The sequence below is a fragment of the Aeromicrobium fastidiosum genome, assembly GCF_017876595.1.
Classification (GTDB): domain Bacteria; phylum Actinomycetota; class Actinomycetes; order Propionibacteriales; family Nocardioidaceae; genus Aeromicrobium; species Aeromicrobium fastidiosum.
In genome coordinates, this window is sequence record NZ_JAGIOG010000001.1 from 1420789 (window position 1) to 1436309 (window position 15521).

Annotated in this window: 16 protein-coding genes; 10 read left to right on the forward strand and 6 right to left on the reverse strand. The window is 66.9% G+C overall.

Annotated features, from left to right (window positions below; genetic code table 11):
• The first annotated feature begins 28 nt into the window (after positions 1 to 28).
• The 8 genes from JOF40_RS07025 to JOF40_RS07060 all read left to right on the forward strand — a co-directional run bounded on the left by JOF40_RS07025 (position 29) and on the right by JOF40_RS07060 (position 8672).
• Complete coding sequence (locus JOF40_RS07025) at positions 29 to 1753, forward strand: helicase HerA-like domain-containing protein (RefSeq protein ID WP_129181370.1); 1725 nt, start codon at positions 29 to 31, stop codon at positions 1751 to 1753.
• Positions 1754 to 1913: 160 nt separating this feature from the next.
• Positions 1914 to 2711: a phosphatase PAP2 family protein gene (locus JOF40_RS07030; RefSeq protein ID WP_129181372.1), complete on the forward strand. Its 798-nt coding sequence runs from the start codon at positions 1914 to 1916 to the stop codon at positions 2709 to 2711.
• Between the two features lie 96 nt (positions 2712 to 2807).
• Complete coding sequence (locus tag JOF40_RS07035; RefSeq protein WP_209674435.1) at positions 2808 to 4094, forward strand: lipopolysaccharide biosynthesis protein; 1287 nt, start codon at positions 2808 to 2810, stop codon at positions 4092 to 4094.
• Between the two features lie 377 nt (positions 4095 to 4471).
• A complete protein-coding gene (gene gmd / locus JOF40_RS07040) occupies positions 4472 to 5533 on the forward strand; it encodes a GDP-mannose 4,6-dehydratase (protein WP_245343102.1) in 1062 nt (353 codons plus the stop codon).
• Positions 5518 to 6525: a GDP-L-fucose synthase family protein gene (locus JOF40_RS07045; RefSeq protein WP_307800761.1), complete on the forward strand. Its 1008-nt coding sequence runs from the start codon at positions 5518 to 5520 to the stop codon at positions 6523 to 6525. Before gmd ends, JOF40_RS07045 begins: the two co-directional genes overlap by 16 nt.
• 19 nt (positions 6526 to 6544) lie before the next feature.
• Positions 6545 to 7342 carry a glycosyltransferase gene (locus JOF40_RS07050; RefSeq protein WP_129181378.1) on the forward strand — a complete coding sequence of 266 codons (798 nt, stop codon included), beginning with the start codon at positions 6545 to 6547 and terminating at the stop codon, positions 7340 to 7342.
• A 320-nt stretch (positions 7343 to 7662) separates the two neighbouring features.
• Positions 7663 to 8310, forward strand: coding sequence for a glycosyltransferase family 2 protein (locus JOF40_RS07055; RefSeq protein ID WP_307800762.1), 648 nt, complete (start codon positions 7663 to 7665; stop codon positions 8308 to 8310).
• A gap of 5 nt (positions 8311 to 8315) precedes the next feature.
• On the forward strand, positions 8316 to 8672 hold the full coding sequence (locus JOF40_RS07060) for a DUF2304 domain-containing protein (RefSeq protein ID WP_129181380.1): 357 nt from the start codon (positions 8316 to 8318) through the stop codon (positions 8670 to 8672).
• On the opposite strand, the gene JOF40_RS07065 is transcribed toward JOF40_RS07060, so the two are convergent.
• Positions 8669 to 9715 (reverse strand): NAD-dependent epimerase/dehydratase family protein, encoded by a 1047-nt coding sequence (locus JOF40_RS07065; protein WP_281064700.1) that lies wholly within the window; start codon positions 9713 to 9715, stop codon positions 8669 to 8671. The genes JOF40_RS07060 and JOF40_RS07065 overlap by 4 nt on opposite strands.
• Positions 9716 to 10150: 435 nt before the next feature.
• Here JOF40_RS07065 and JOF40_RS07070 point away from each other — a divergent pair, with 435 nt between their 5' ends.
• Both JOF40_RS07070 and cysC read left to right on the forward strand, forming a co-directional pair.
• Positions 10151 to 10339, forward strand: a complete 189-nt coding sequence (locus JOF40_RS07070) for a helix-turn-helix domain-containing protein (protein WP_209674436.1) — start codon at positions 10151 to 10153, stop codon at positions 10337 to 10339.
• Positions 10340 to 10364: 25 nt separating this feature from the next.
• Positions 10365 to 11063, forward strand: coding sequence for an adenylyl-sulfate kinase (gene cysC, locus JOF40_RS07075; RefSeq protein ID WP_307800763.1), 699 nt, complete (start codon positions 10365 to 10367; stop codon positions 11061 to 11063).
• Between the two features lie 11 nt (positions 11064 to 11074).
• Here cysC and JOF40_RS07080 read toward each other — a convergent pair whose 3' ends face one another.
• From JOF40_RS07080 to JOF40_RS07100, 5 genes are read right to left on the reverse strand one after another with little or no spacing between them, the layout of a single operon-like run.
• Positions 11075 to 11881, reverse strand: coding sequence for a glycosyltransferase family 2 protein (locus JOF40_RS07080; RefSeq protein ID WP_129181384.1), 807 nt, complete (start codon positions 11879 to 11881; stop codon positions 11075 to 11077).
• Complete coding sequence (locus JOF40_RS07085; protein ID WP_129181385.1) at positions 11878 to 13161, reverse strand: ATP-grasp domain-containing protein; 1284 nt, start codon at positions 13159 to 13161, stop codon at positions 11878 to 11880. The genes JOF40_RS07080 and JOF40_RS07085 overlap by 4 nt, the downstream gene beginning before the upstream one ends.
• Complete coding sequence (locus JOF40_RS07090; protein WP_188111713.1) at positions 13158 to 13964, reverse strand: sulfotransferase family protein; 807 nt, start codon at positions 13962 to 13964, stop codon at positions 13158 to 13160. Before JOF40_RS07090 ends, JOF40_RS07085 begins: the two co-directional genes overlap by 4 nt.
• Complete coding sequence (locus JOF40_RS07095) at positions 13961 to 14809, reverse strand: sugar phosphate isomerase/epimerase family protein (RefSeq protein ID WP_129181387.1); 849 nt, start codon at positions 14807 to 14809, stop codon at positions 13961 to 13963. The genes JOF40_RS07090 and JOF40_RS07095 overlap by 4 nt, the downstream gene beginning before the upstream one ends.
• Positions 14806 to 15462: a hypothetical protein gene (locus JOF40_RS07100; RefSeq protein WP_129181389.1), complete on the reverse strand. Its 657-nt coding sequence runs from the start codon at positions 15460 to 15462 to the stop codon at positions 14806 to 14808. Before JOF40_RS07100 ends, JOF40_RS07095 begins: the two co-directional genes overlap by 4 nt.
• Positions 15463 to 15521: the final 59 nt, after the last annotated feature.

The following is a 15521-nucleotide window of genomic DNA, read 5'->3' on the forward strand; positions in this document are numbered from 1 at the left end:
AGGGGCGTCCCGGCGGTAGCCTGTCGCCATGACGACGAGCGACGACGCCCAGGCCGCTGCCGACGACGCCGCCCGCGCCGCTGCCGACGCCCTGGCCGCCGCGCAGGCGGCGCAGAAGAGGGCCGACGAGCTCGCGTCCGCCGCCGCGCAGGCGCGCGCGGACTCGTCCGCGGCGGCACCTGCGGCTGCGGCCGCGCCGAGTGCGTTGGTCGAGCTCGTCACTGCCGGATACGCCTTCGAGGGCGTGGCGATCGAGATGGGTGCCCTGCTCGACGGCACCCCGCCCGACATGTCGCCCGTGCCGTCGGCGCAGGTGCGCATCCCGCTCGCGATGCTCAACCGGCACGGTCTCGTCGCGGGCGCGACCGGCACGGGCAAGACCAAGACCCTGCAGGTGCTGGCCGAGCAGATCGCCGCCCACGGCGTCCCGGTCTTCGCCGCCGACGTCAAGGGTGATCTCTCGGGCATCGCCACGGCGGGAACGCCGGACGACAAGCTGATCGCGCGCACCACCGGCATCGGCCAGGACTGGCACCCCGTCGCGACGCCCACGGAGTACTACGCGCTCGGCGGCATCGGCACGGGGCTCCCGGTGCGCGCCACGGTCGAGGCGTTCGGCCCGACGCTGCTGGCCAAGGTGCTGGGGCTCAACGCGACGCAGGAGTCGTCGCTGGGGCTGGTCTTCCACTACGCCCGTTCTGCATCCCTGCCGCTGATCGACCTGGCCGATCTGCGGGCCGTCCTCACGCACCTCACGAGCGATGCGGGCAAGGCCGAGCTCAAGGGGCTCGGCGGGTTGTCGTCGGCGACGGTCGGCGTGATCCTGCGTGAGCTCATCGGCTTCGCCGACGAGGGTGCCGCCGACTTCTTCGGCCAGCCCGAGATCGTCGTCGCCGACTTCCTGCGCACCGCGCCCGACGGCCGCGGCATCGTGTCGTTGCTCGAGGTGCCGGGCGTGCAGGACAAGCCGGCACTGTTCTCGACCTTCTTGATGTACCTGTTGAGGCAATTGTTCGAAGAGCTTCCCGAGGTCGGCGACTCCGACAAGCCCAGGCTGGTGTTCTTCTTCGACGAGGCACACCTGCTGTTCGCCGACGCGTCCGACGACTTTCTCGAGACCATCACGCAGACCGTCCGGCTCATCCGCTCCAAGGGCGTCGGCATCTTCTTCGTCACCCAGACACCCAAGGACGTCCCGGGCGACGTGCTGGCCCAGCTCGGGTCCCGGGTGCAGCACCAGCTGAGGGCGCACACGCCCGATGCGGCCAAGGCGCTGCGGGCGACGGTGTCGACCTACCCGAACACGACGTACGACCTCGAGGAGGTGCTGACGTCGCTCGGCATCGGAGAGGCGATCGTCACGGTCATGGGCGACAAGGGTGCCCCGACCCCCGTGGCGTGGACGCGTCTGCGCGCCCCGCAGGGCTCGATGGACCCCACGCCTGCCGACGAGATGGCCGCGTCAGTCGCCGCGTCGCCGTTGCTGGCGAAGTACGGCACCGCGGTCGATGCCGAGTCGGCGAACGAGATCCTGGAGTCGCGGGGCGAGGCCGACAGGGCCGCCGCCGACCGGGCTGCGGCTGACGCGCGACTCAAGAAGGAAGCCGAAGCGGCCCGCCAGCAGGCCCCGCGGACGAGAGGGAGCTCGGCACCGCGGTCGCGCCGCATGTCGCCCGTCGACCGTGCCGTCGGCGAGGCCAGCCGCACCGTCGCGCGCGAGCTGGTCAAGGCCCTGTTCAGGCGTCGGCGCTGACACAGCGGCGTGACCGGGGGACGTCTCAGGGTCGTCTCCGGGAACAACTCAGCGTGAACCCAGGTTGTGCCAGACGAATAGATCTGCGGACAATGGGTAACACGACGGCGCACCCAGGCGCCGTCCGGTGCGTCCGGGACGGTACGACTCAGGAGGTGTGATGACCCAGTCGTCACAGCAGGTGGTGCAGGTCGAACGTCCTCGCGCCGCCGGCATCCTCCCCGCCATGGGCCGCGCCGGCGTCGAGATCGCCCTGATCGCGGTGCTCTACGTGGGCTACGTCGTCTCGCGGACGTTCGCCGACACGGCCTTCGCGCCTGCCCGCGGCCGCGCCCTCGACATCCTGACGTTCGAGAAGTCGTGGCGCATCGACATCGAGTCGTGGCTCAACCAGATCTTCTTCGATCACGAGTGGCTCGGCGTCGCCAGCAGCTACTGGTACGCCACGACGCACTACTTCGTCACCCTGGGCGTCCTGATCTGGCTGTACCGCCGCAGTCGGCCGCTGTACCTGACGGCACGCCGAGCGCTCGTCGCCGCATCGCTGATGGGCCTGGCGTTCTACCTGCTCATGCCGACCGCACCTCCGCGCCTGGTGCAGTACGGCTATCACGACATCCTGAGCCTGCACTCCAACATCGGGTGGTGGAGCGCCAACGGCTCCGCGCCCAAGGGCATGGGCGACATCACCAACGACCTCGCGGCCTTCCCGTCGCTGCACGCGGGATGGTCGCTGTGGGTCGCGATCGTGCTGATCACGGCCGGCGTGCCCCGCATCGTCCAGCTGATGGGTCTGGCCTACGCGGTCACGATGTCCTTGGTCATCATCGGCACCGGCAACCACTGGGTCGTCGACGCCGTGGCCGGGTGGGCGGTCGTGCTGGTCGCCTTCGGGCTCGTCACGGCGTGGGAGCGTGGGCGCGGCGTGGGCACCGCCGAAGACCCCGTCGACACCTGACGGTCGTCCACGACCCGTGCACCGCCCGAGGTGGTGCACTCGTGCATGCTGGACTGGTCCACGCCGCAGGAGGCGTGACCTCAGAACCGGAGAACAGTGTCAGAGCCACAGCAAAAGAACGGCGTCTCCCGCGACGTGCTGACTGTCATGGCAGGGACGGCGGTGCTCGGCGTCTGTGGGCTGGTGATCCTCCTGTTCGCTGCTCGCGCGCTGGGCGCGGCCGACTACGCAGTGTTCGGGCTGTTCTGGTCGGCACTGTTCTTCGCGGTCGCGGTCCTGTCAGGCGTGCACCAGGAGACGACGCGCGCTGCGGCGAGTGCGGGCGTGGGGTCGGGCGAGCGGGGGACGCCGCTCATCAGGTTCGCCCTCGTGATGGCGCTGTCGGCCGGCGTGCTCATCGCTGCCACCTCCCCGTGGTGGGTGCGTCCGACGTTGGGCGCCGAGCACGGCGAGCTCGCCGTCGTCGTGGCCCTCGGGGCGACCGGGTACACGCTGACCGCGGTGATGTGCGGCGTGCTGGCTGCCAGCGGCCGCTGGGGTGCCTTCAGCGTGCTCAGCATGACCGAGGGCCTGGGTCGCCTTGCCGCCGTGGCAATCGTGCTGGCGTTGGCGCTGGGCACGACGCCGCTCGCCTGGGCCGTGATCTCCGTCTACCCGTTGATGCTCGCCATAGGGGCTTGGAGTGTCCTGCGGCGTCCCGGCGTGACAACGCGGGTGCCCGACTCGATGGGGCGACTCCTGTCCAACACATTGCACACCGTGACGGCTGCGACAGCGATCGCAGCCCTGGTCAATGGCTTTCCGCTACTGATGGCGACTTTCGCGGGTGATGCGTCCCAAGAGACGGTTGGTGCCATGACGTTGGCGGTCATGCTGACGCGAGCCCCGCTGCTGGTGCCACTTGTCGGTGCCCAGGGCCTCCTCATCACGATGTTCGCCTCGCCCGGGCGATCGCCGTGGCCGCTGATCTCGAAGCTGCTGGTCGGTGTCGCCGTGGTCGGGGTCGTCTTGGCGTCGCTCGCGGGAACGCTCGGGCCTTGGGTCCTTCGGACGGCGATCGGTGAGAACTTCTCCCTCCCCGGTCACGTGCTCGCGATGTTGGTGGTGTCGTCGGCGGCCCTCGGTGCGTTGTCGTTGTCGTCACCAGCCTTGCTGGCCGCCAACCAGCACGTCGCCTACGTGATCGGCTGGGTCGTGGCGACCGCTCTGGCAGTGTTCCTGCTCTGGGTCTTGCCCCTCAGCCTTGAGCTGCGGGCACCCTTGGCCCTGCTCATCGGCCCTCTGGTCGGCCTCGCGTGGCACCTCGGAGCCTTGGCGCGGCACAGCACGAAGGATCGTCGGAGTGATTCCCATCATTACGCGCGTGGCGAGACAGCTGCTTGACAACCCACGAGTGTGGCGTGTGCCGCTCGGCGCGGAAACCTCTGACACGGCTCGAATGGTCCCACCGGCCGTCCACGAGCGACCACGATGCAACGTTGACGGTGGTGCATGCGCAGTGCGGTCTCGTCAGTGGTGCTGGTCTTCACCACGGAGAATCTCGAGACTACGTGGCCTGCTCGATTGGCGGTCCGCGTCGGCGCGATGGCGGCCCTTACGCTCGTCGATCGAACGGTGCGCAAGGCTGTCCATCGAGGTCGCGGATCTGTGCCGGTCGCGTTGGAATAGGATATTTGCCGGAGAGGGTGTCTCCAGGGCCCTGACGATTTCTCAGCACACCATCGACCGATGCGCGGGTCGAGTTCGCTGGCTCCGCGCAAATGTTGTTGTCGACGAGTCAGGAGCGGAATTACATGAGCAAGATTGCGTTGATCACGGGTATCACGGGCCAGGATGGTTCGTATCTGGCCGAGCTGTTGTTGGGCAAGGGCTATGAGGTTCATGGTGTGATTCGTCGGGCGTCGACGTTCAACACGCATCGGATCGATCACCTGTACGAAGATCCGCACGGGGTGGGTGTGAAGCTGCACCTTCACTACGGTGACCTGTCGGACGGTGTGCGTCTGGTGACACTGCTGAACGAGATCGCCCCCGACGAGGTCTACAACCTCGCTGCCCAGTCGCATGTGCGGGTGTCGTTCGATGAGCCTGAGCACACCGCCGACACGACGGGCACGGGCACGGTGCGGTTGCTGGAGGCGATCCGGGCGTCGAAGGTGCGGCCGAAGTTCTACCAGGCCTCGACGTCTGAGCTGTATGGTGCGACGCCGCCTCCGCAGGACGAGGAGACGCCGTTCTATCCACGGTCTCCGTATGCGGCGGCGAAGCTGTACAGCTACTGGATCACGAAGAATTACCGCGAGGCGTATGACATGTTCGCGGTCAACGGGATCTTGTTCAATCATGAGTCGCCGCGTCGTGGTGAGACGTTCGTGACCCGCAAGATCACGCGTGCGGTGGCGGCGATCAAGGCCGGTCAGCAGGAGCACCTGTACATGGGCAACATCGACTCGATCCGTGACTGGGGATACGCCGCCGAATACGTTGAGGGGATGTGGCGGATGCTGCAGGTCGACGAGCCGGAGGACTTCGTGCTGGCCACCGGTGACGGGATCACGGTGCGTGACTTCCTGGAGGTCTCGTTCGCGCACGCGGGGTTGAACTGGGAGGACCACATCAAGTACGACCCCCGGTATCTGCGTCCGACCGAGGTCGACGCGCTGATCGGCGACCCCTCCAAGGCCAAGGCCAAGCTCGGGTGGGTTCCCACGATCAGCGGCCGTGAGCTGGCCAAGCTGATGGTCGTTGCGGACATCGAGGCCCTCAAGCACGGCGACAAGTGGATCGACAAGGTCCAGCTCGCGTCGTGGGACGCCTCGTGACCCAAGACGTCGGCGACAGCGGGGACGGTGTGGACTTCACGCCGGCGCCGTTGGACCGCGACGCGACGTTCTACGTCGCCGGTCACCGGGGCCTGGTGGGGTCGGCGATCACCCGGCACCTGCAGGCCGAGGGGTTCACCGATGTGATCGGCAGGACGTCGGCCGAGCTGGACCTGATGGACCGCGACGCGACGTTCGCGTTCTTCGCCGAGCACAAGCCCACGTATGTGGCGTTGGCGGCGGCGAAGGTTGGCGGGATCATGGCCAACAGCACCTACCCCGTGGACTTCCTGAGTGACAACCTGCGCATCCAGCTCAACGTGCTCGACGCCGCCCGCGTGCACGACGTGCAACGGCTGATCTTCCTGGGCTCGTCGTGCATCTACCCCAAATACGCCGAGCAGCCCATCGCCGAGGACTCGCTGCTGACCGGTCACCTCGAGCCCACCAACGACGCCTACGCGATCGCGAAGATCGCCGGCATCCTGCACATCCAGGCCGTCCGCCGCCAGTACGGTCTGCCATGGATCAGCGCAATGCCCACCAACCTCTACGGACCCAACGACAACTTCAGCCCCCAGGGATCCCACGTCCTGCCCGCCCTGATCCGCCGCTACGACGAAGCCGCCGCAACGGGTGCCGAGGTCGTGACGAACTGGGGCACCGGCACCCCCCGCCGGGAGTTCCTGCACGCCGACGACCTCGCCTCGGCCGTGCTGCACCTCATGGAGCACTACGACGGACCCGAGCAGGTCAACGTCGGCACCGGCACCGACGTCACCATCGCCGAGATCGCCCACACCATCGCCGACGTCGTCAGCTACACCGGCCGCACCGAGTGGGACACCAGCAAACCCGACGGCACCCCCCAGAAGCTCCTCGACGTCACCAAGCTCGCCGACGCCGGCTGGACCTCGTCCATCACCCTCGAGGACGGCATGCGCCGCACCATCGACTGGTACCGCGAACACGCACACACCCTCCGCCAATGACCCCACAGGAGACCTCCTCGTGAACGACGCCATCCGTCCCGGTTCCGTCCTCGTCGTGTTGCCGACGCTCGGTGACCGGATCGACTACCTGCGCGAGACCCTGGCCACGGTGGAGGAGCAGCGCAAGGACGTCGACCTGACGCTGGTCGCCGTCATGCCGGGCTCGGCGACCGAGGCCAGAGAGATCGCCAAGGCAGCGGGAGCAGTGGTGGTCGACGACCCGCGCACCGGCATCTCCGAAGCCATTAATGCGGGTCTCCGCGCGCGAACGACGGAGGAGTTCTACGCCTGGATCGGCGACGATGACTTGTTCCGTCCCGGAGGTCTGATCCGCTTGCAAGAGCTGCTGACCTCCGACTCTGCGGCAGTTCTGGCCTATGGCGGATGCGACTACATCGACCCGGTGGGCAGGACGCTCGGCACGAGCCGAGCTGGAAGGGCTGCCCGGTGGCTGCTTGCCTGGGGCCCGAATCTCATCCCGCATCCGGGAACGATGGTCCGGCTCAACGCACTGGAGGCCATCGATGGCTTCGACACCCGTCTGAAGTACGCGATGGATCTGGATGCCTTCCTGCGCTTGCGTCCGTTCGGACGCTTCCTGTCGACGCGGGAGACAGTCTCCGCTTTCCGCTGGCACCCGGATTCTCTCACCGTTGCCGGGCGCAAGGCATCCGGCGACGAAGCCGAAGCGATCAAGCGGCGTCACCTGCCAGCTGTGCTCCAGCCGCTCAGCCCTCTGTGGATGCTCCCGTGGCGCTGGGCCTCCGTGGTCGCAGCCCGGCAGGTCACGAATCGAGCCCGTCGAACAATCCAGTAGGGGCGACGCAGCGGGTTGAAGATCCTCCGCAACGCGTTCACGCCCGCCTGGAAGGTGTCGGGCAGGCGACCGGCCGACATGACGGCTGCTTTGGGCCTTCCGTAGGTCCCGCCGATCGCGGACGACGTGTCCGGGGGGTGCATGGCCGCGATATACAGTGGTGGTTGCCCAAAATTCTGGTCGGGTTGGCAGCCGGCGTGGCTCGACCGATGGGGTAGTACCGACAACACTCCGCCACGTGTTCGTGCTGTATCCGTCTTCGATTCGTTCAGTGAGGTGTTCTGTTGGTTGATCAATCAGACGTATGGCTCGTGGTCCCCGTGTACAACGAGGCCCCCGTCATCGCCGACGTGATGCGACATGCACTCCAGACGTTTCCGAACATCGTGTGTGTCGATGACGGCAGCAGCGACGCATCTGTCGAACAGATCCGGACCACGTCCGCCAAGTTGGTCTGCCACCCGGTGAATCTTGGGCAAGGCGCAGCGATCCAGACCGGCGTGGAATTCGTGCGAAAGCAACCGGGAGCTCGCTTTGTCGCGACGTTCGATGCCGATGGCCAGCATCAGGTGCCAGACGTGGAGCGGATGATCGATCGGCTACGCAACGAGCCGATCGACATCGTCGTGGGCACCCGTTTCCACGGGGATGTCAGTCATATCCCAAAACTCAAACGGGTGGTCCTTAGGACAGCAGTCAAGCTGAGCCTCAGGGGTCGACGATTGGGTCTGACCGACTCGCACAACGGGTTGCGAGCCTTCAACCGCTTGGTGGCAGATCAGATGGACATCACGTCGAGCGGGATGGGACACGCTCCGGAGATTGTCGAGATGATAGACAAGAACAAGTGGCGAGTGGTTGAGGAACACGTCGACATCGCGTATACGGAGTACTCAATGGCCAAGGGGCAATCTCTGCTCAACGGGGTCAACATCCTGTTTGACAGCGCTGTGCGCCGGAAGAGGTAGTCAGTATGATCAAGGTCCTGCTCATCGTCGCTGTCGCGACGTTATTGGTCCTTTTCCTGCAGAGCCATGGAACGAGTCGGGGCGGTGCCTACGTAAAAATCGGCATGGTCCTCTTCATGGGTTTTGCCGTCTACGCCGTACTGAGACCCGAAGACGTGACCTGGATAGCGACTCGTCTCGGAGTCGGCCGCGGAACGGACCTCATCCTTTACCTGCTCGTGGTGGGATTCGGGTTCTTCTCGATCAGTACGTACCTTCGGTTCAGGGAAGTCGAGCTTCGCTACGCCCGCTTGGCGCGGGCCATCGCTCTCAGCGAGGCCTCAGGGCAGGAAGCGCGCAGTGCTCCGCGAGCGGAGTCCTAGCCTTCGCGTCGGAAGTAGTCGACCGTCTGGGTGATCCCGTCGGTCAAGCTATGCGCGGGTGTCCAACCCAGGATCGCCTTGGCGCGGTCCGCGTTGAGCGCTGAAGCTCGCAGATCACCAAGCCTGGCGGCCGCGTGCTGGGGCTGGTCAGGGGACTGGGCTGCGGAGGCCACCAGACTGTGAAGTTCTCTGTCGCTGGTCTCGATCCCGGTACCGATGTTGAATCTCATGCGATCGCCGTACGCGCCTGCGGCTGCGACGAACGCCGCCGCGACATCCTGCACGTACACGTAGTCGCGGGTGTTTCCACCATCGCCGAAGACCTTGGTCGGCTCGCCTGTCAGCAGTGCGCGAGCAAAGATCGCGACGACCCCGGCCTCGCCGTGAGGATCCTGTCGCGGACCGTACACGTTCGCCAAGGCTAGGTGACTGCATTCCAAGCCATACAACTGCGAGAACGCGTTGAGGTACAGCTCGCCAGCCACCTTTGACACTGCGTACGGCGAGAGCGGATTCACGGCCTGACTTTCGGCCACAGGCAGTACATCGGGATCCCCGTAGATCGACCCACCCGACGACGTGAAGACAACCTTGCGGACTCCTGCGGCGCGGGCTGCCTCGGCCACATTGATCGTGCCCATGATGTTGATGGAGGCATCACCTGCGGGATCGGCAACGCTGGATCGAACGTCGACCTGTGCAGCCAGATGGAAGACCACCTCTGGTCGAATGCCAGTGATCATCTTCGCGAGATCTTCCGAACGCACGTCCATTTCGACCAGGTTGGCAGCGCTGCCAGCGGCGGCGAGATTGGCCTTGCTCCCACGACTCAAGTTGTCGATGACAGTGACCTGATGGCCGTCCGCGAGGAGCCGGTCAACGAGATTCGAACCGATGAACCCGGCACCGCCGGTTACCAAGGCATGCATGACGATTGAGAATTCCCCTCGTGAAGTCGGCAGCGCGCCGCTGTGATGGTGCCCGAGAAAGATACCCCGACCCCGTCCGCGCCTTCGTGCCGCGCGCCGCAGCGGTCCCAGCATCGTGTCCTCATGTCGACCGACACTAGGAACTCGACCCGCAGGGAACGGAGCCAGCGGAATCTCGCCCCGCTACGCGCACCTGCCGCCGAGCGGCACCCTCATGCGGGCCTTGGAGCGTCTCGGCACCCGGATACGGCGAACCCCGCCCAGAGGTGAACTCTGGGCGGGGTTTCGTGAATCGGAGTGCAACAGTTTCATTGCTCCCTCGTGGCGGAGGCGCTGCGACGGTATTCCAACCTCAGTGAGACAGGGGGGACGGTGCGCTCGACGCGGAACCGAGTCGCTCAAGATGTCCGAAGTGAGCCCTGGAAGGTACCGAAACTAAGCGGCGGGAACCGAACTCGGCAGATCTTGTCAGGCCAGGAGGCATCTGTAAGAGAGGACTACGAGTCGGGCATGGGATCGGTGTCATTGTCCAAGAAGTACGGAATGCCGGTGAACACCATGCTGGACTGGCTACGTCGCGACGGCGTCGAGATTCGAAGTGGCCGGAAGCTCTCGGCGGCCGACATGGTCGACGTGAGGCGGCTTCGTTCGGACGGTTGGAGTCACCAGCGGATCGCCGATCAGTTCGCGGTGAGTAGGTCGACCGTGTCTTTACGGTTGCGGAATCAGATCCCTTGAGAGAACTCTCAGGGACGGGCTCCTCGTGAGCCGGGTCCCTGTCCGCGACGGTGAACCTCCGGGGTTGCAGGAGGCGGTCGTGTGGTCAAAGGCTTCACCTGACCGGTCTGCCGCGGCTTCTGGCAGACTGGCGATCGAAGTCATCATCATGTCGGGGGGCATTGTGGAGCAAGAAAGCCAAGGATCGACGTCGCATCGGTTCGGCGCCACGGTGTGGCTGACCGGCCTGCCCAGCGCGGGCAAGTCGACTCTCGCTACGGAGCTGGCCGGGCGGGCGCGACGGGACTCGCGTGCGGTCGAAGTTCTCGACGGTGACGATGTCCGATCTTGGCTAACTCCCGATCTCGGATTCTCCCGGGAGGACCGCGACGCCAACGTTGTTCGTGTCGGCCGCGTCGCGCACCTGCTCGCCCGCAACGGCGTCCTGGTCCTCGTACCGGTGATCGCACCCTACGTGGCTAGCCGAGAGGTCGTCCGAGAGCTTCACGAGCAGGCGGGTTTGGCCTTCGTCGAGGTCCATGTCTCGACGTCGCTGGAGGAGTGCCAGCGCAGAGATGCCAAGGGCCTGTACGCCCGGCAGCGATCGCGGAGTCTCTCGGGGTTGACGGGGGTCGATGACCCCTACGAAATCCCTCCCGCTCCTGCCCTGCGTCTCGACACCGAGACCATGCTGGACGCGGCCGACGTGCTTGAGACGAAGCTACGAGCGCTCGGTCACTTGTAACCTGGTCCGCGTCAGGTCGGCGTCTTCGTGCGGGGCAACGTGCTGGCCACTGAGTTGGCGGCCTGCAGTGCGACGTTCAGGCACGCGGCGGGGACGTCGTCGCGCCACGGCTGGATGCCAGCGGCCGAGACGATGCGCCGCAGCTGGTGGGCTGGCGGACTCTGCTCGGCCAGGCGTCCGGCACGCCACGCCTCGCGCAGCGCTATCCGCGCGCCCTTGCTGTTGCGGTGCGCCACCCGCAGGTCCGGGGTGAAGTAGACCTGCTCTCCCACCGCGGCCAGCCGCTCGACGAGACCGTTGTCGCTCGCTGTGACGACGTCGGGAAATCCTCCGGCGGCGAGGAAGGATCGCCGGAGGATCGCTGAGTTGCCACCGGCGAAGAACGTGACCGGCTCGAGGGACTGGTGCTGCGCGTACCGCACCTCGTACCGGTGCTGGCGGGCTCGGGACACCACGCCGCTGTCGAACGGCAGCACCCGGCCCGTGATGGCTGTCCGGTGCGTCTGCAGGTCGCGGGAGATCACCGTGAACCAATGGGGCAGAGGGCGGGCGTCGTCGTCGAGGAACGCCAGGATGTCGCCCCCTGCGAGATCTGCCGCGATGTTGCGACTGACTGCTGCGCCCCGCTGCGACTGGTTGCGCAGCAGTCGGACTGGAAACCCGTGCTTTGCCACGTGCAGGGGGACATCTGAGGCATCGTCCACCACGACGACCTCGTGCAGTGACGGATGGTGCTCCCGCGCGATCGTCTCGAGGAGCAAGTCGATGTCGGTCTGCCGGTTTCTCGTGGCCACGACGATGGAGATCGTGCCCTTCATCGTCCGCCCCCTTCGGACGACCGATCCGCGAATGCGTCGAGCACCTCGTCGATCTCGCTCATGATCTGGCTCATCGTGGGAGATGGCGATGCACCGGCCGGGACAGTGGTGATGCGGATGTGGCTGGCCGCGTGCTCGGCGCGCCTGGTTGCCTCGGCGGCGTCACGTCCGGTGGCGATGACGAAGCCGCAACGGTCCTCCGACCATTGGACCGGATGGATCTGGTCGCTCACGTCGACCTGGATCTTGACGACGTCGACGCCGTCCGCTGCGGCAGCCTCGGACTCGCCAGTGACGGACTGCACCGTGCCCGGGTCAGCCACCACGTAGCGGATGGCCGCGGCCCCGTCAGGAGCAGGAATCTCCAGGGGCCCGTCGTCCTCGTCGGCCAGCCGGTACGTGGCAGCTTCGAGGTCGATCCCGTACACGGCTTCGACGAGCTCGTTGATCCGGTCGCCACCTCGTCGGGAGTGGGACTCGATCACGTACGGCGCGTCATCGGTGATCATGATCTCGGTGTGTGCTGGTCCGTCCACGAAGCCGACCGCGTCGAGGACCTCGCCCACGAGCCGGTGGAGCGACACGACGGCGGCGTCGTCGAGATCGGCGGGAACCACGTGACCGAGCTCGACGACGCCCTCGCCCGTGCTCTTGCCGGTGATGGCGACGATGGTGTGGCGGCGGTCGCGGGAGAACGACTCGACGGACACCTCTCGGCCTACCAGTCGCTTCTCCACGATCATGTCGGCCAGCCCGAACTGCCCGGCCCAGCTCCACGCGTCGTCGACCTCGTCGATCGAGCCGATCATGCGGACGCCGAGGCTGCCCGACCCCATGGTCGGCTTGAGAACGGCGGGCCCGTGCTCGGCGATGAACTCGCGAGCCGTCGCCGCGTCGGGGTTCTTGAGGAAGGGCACCGTCGAGACATCGGCGGCGTTGAGGACTTGTCTCAGCGCGCTCTTGTCGTGGAGCGTCTGGGCCACCGTGAACCCGTTGCCAGGAAGTCCGAGGACGTCGACGAGGTGCCCGGCCGTCTGCAGTGCCGCCTCGGTCTGGGTGAACACCCGGACGAACGGGCGGCGGGCGTGCAGCGCCTCGACCAGCGCCGTCGTCGTCGGGACGTCCTGGTAGTCGACGAGCAGCACGTCGGTGCAGTGGTCGACGACCGCGGGGTCGAACGCGGAGGGCTTCTGGATGTTGACGACATCGAAGCCGAGGTCGGCGGCCTTCTTGATGATGGCGGCCTTGCCGCCTAGGACGAGGATGGGTAGTCCGGTCATGTGAGATCACCTGGCAGGGTTGAGGGGCGGGCGTGGTCGAGGAGCTGGCTCCACGTGGTGAGGACGCTCGGGGGCAAGGGGAGGTCGCGATCAGGCTCCCGCGGTGGGCGGAGTGCTCGCAGGTGCTCCCACAGCGGCACACCGGTGAATTCCTCGAGGCGGGCCGTCTCCTCGCCGCGGCACAGCGCGTCGTACTCGATGACGATCCATCGGGCGGGGTCGAGCGAGCCGGCGTGGTCGAGCCATCGGCGGTTCCAGGTCTCCCACTTGGCCAAGGCCGCCGCCTCCGTGGTCGGCCGCCACGGTCGGTCACCCGTCCAGGCGAGCATCGACCGAGCCACATCGGTGGGGTGCCGGACGAGCATGACGTAGCGAGCTTCGGGTAGGAGTGAGTCGAGGTGCTCCAGGTGGAGCAGGTACTCGTTGTACTTGTCGCCCCACACGGAAACGTCTTTGTGGGCGTCGCGGAGTATGCGGCGACCGAGCGCGATCGGATCGGTGCCGGCGACTCCTTCGGCCACATCGGCCGCGAGCTCGCGCAGCACCATCTCGACGGCCGAGCGCCACCTCGCGGCACCCGGGCCCCCGGGGGGGCGTCGGTCGAGCGCGTGCAGGATCTCGTCCACGCGAAGATGGCGGTCCTCCAGATCGCGGCGGGTCAGCCACCGGTGCAACAGGTAGGGAAGCTTGCCGTTGACGACGAAGGTGCCGTTGGCCTCCGCGAACGCCTCCGCGAGGGCGTGCGCCAAGGCTGTCGTCCCCGAGCGCTGGCACCCGAGCAGCACCACGCCGTCCGGCGTCACGAGGCCGCCTCGACGAGCTCGCGCAGCACCTGCATGCAGACGGTGCTGGCCTCGACGCCGCCACGGCTGAAGGACTCGCCGCACGGCTCGTCTCGTTCGGCCTGGGAGAGGATGCGGTCAGGGCGCCAGTGCGTTTCGAGCGACACCCACCCGCGGTAGTCGTCCTGGACAAGCGCCGCGATGATCTCGGGCCACGGGAGGTCGCCGTCGCCGAGTCGGACGTAGCTGTCCTGACCGTCTGGATCCTTCACGTGCACGTGCCGGATGCGGTCGCGGCCGGCGAGGTAGTCGGCTGGGAACGGGGACGTGTCCCATCCGCTGAAGACACTGTTGCCTGGGTCCCACAGGATGCCGGTGTGGTCGTCGCCGAGCGCGTCGAGGAAAGCCAGGACGTGGCGCATCGTGGGCGTGTTGGTGCGCATCCCGGTCTCGACGATGAGCGGGACCGCGCCCTGCGTGAGCCCGCTGAGGACCTCGCGGGCGACTGAGGCGGCGAGCATCGGGTCGGGATCGCCCGAACGGTAGAACGTGAAGATGCGCACGAACGGTGCGCCGAGCCGTTCGGCCCGGCGGATCGAGTCGACGACCAGCTCGCGCACCGCTGTCAGCTCGGCGTCGGTGCGGGGCAGCGCGCACTTCAGGGCCGGCGGGTCGAAGCCGCTGACGGCCAGGCCATGGCCGAGGACCACGGTGCGTACTCGATCAAGCTCGACATCACGCAGGTGATGGGGCGTCACCCCGTACGCCGAGCGGATCTCCAGGCCGTCGAAGCCGTTGGCGCTCGCGGTGCGGGCCGCGACGTCGACGTCCTGCGAGATCTCGTCGCTGATGATGGACAGTCTCATGCCCCTGCCTCCTTGTGCAGGTGGGAGGACAGCTGCCCGCCCCACCAGCCACGCATGGCGGCCAGGTCGTCGGCGATGGTCGGCGACCTGGTCTCGAGAGTGATTGCCTCGACGCCTCCGGCTGCGGCGATGAGGCGTCGGGTAAGTGAGGAGCTGGCACCAGTGAGCGCCTCGTGGCGACTGGTCGAGACCTGGTCGGGGTCGAAACCCTTGACCTGGGCGAAGCGTGTCCAGGGGGCCAGACGTGCCGCGGCACCGACGGGGTCGTCGGTGATCCGCGCCAGCCCCATGGTGTCAAGCAGGATAGAGACACCGAAGGTTCGCGCCAGCACCTCCAGTTCGTCGACATCGGCATAGCCGTGGTGGGTCTCCACCAGGACGTCGACCGAGCGGCCGACTCGGTCGACGAGGTCGGCAACGTGCCGGCGGGTGAGTTCTGCGGCAGGTGCTGCAGTGCAGCCAGCGGCGGCGAACACCTTCACCGGAACGCCCTCCCGCAGGTGGGCCGCTCCGGGGCCGGGGCGGTCGGCGTCGTCCTCCCGACCGAGGACCGAGCTGATGCCGACGAAGCAGACGTCGACACCTCCAGCGCGCAGGGCGTCGATTCCTCCGGCCTCCCAGGCGTGATCCTTGCCGGCGCGCAGGTCGACCACGCTCCCACCATGTTCACGGGTCAGGGCCGCCAGGTCTGCCGCGTCCAGCTCGGGGGCAC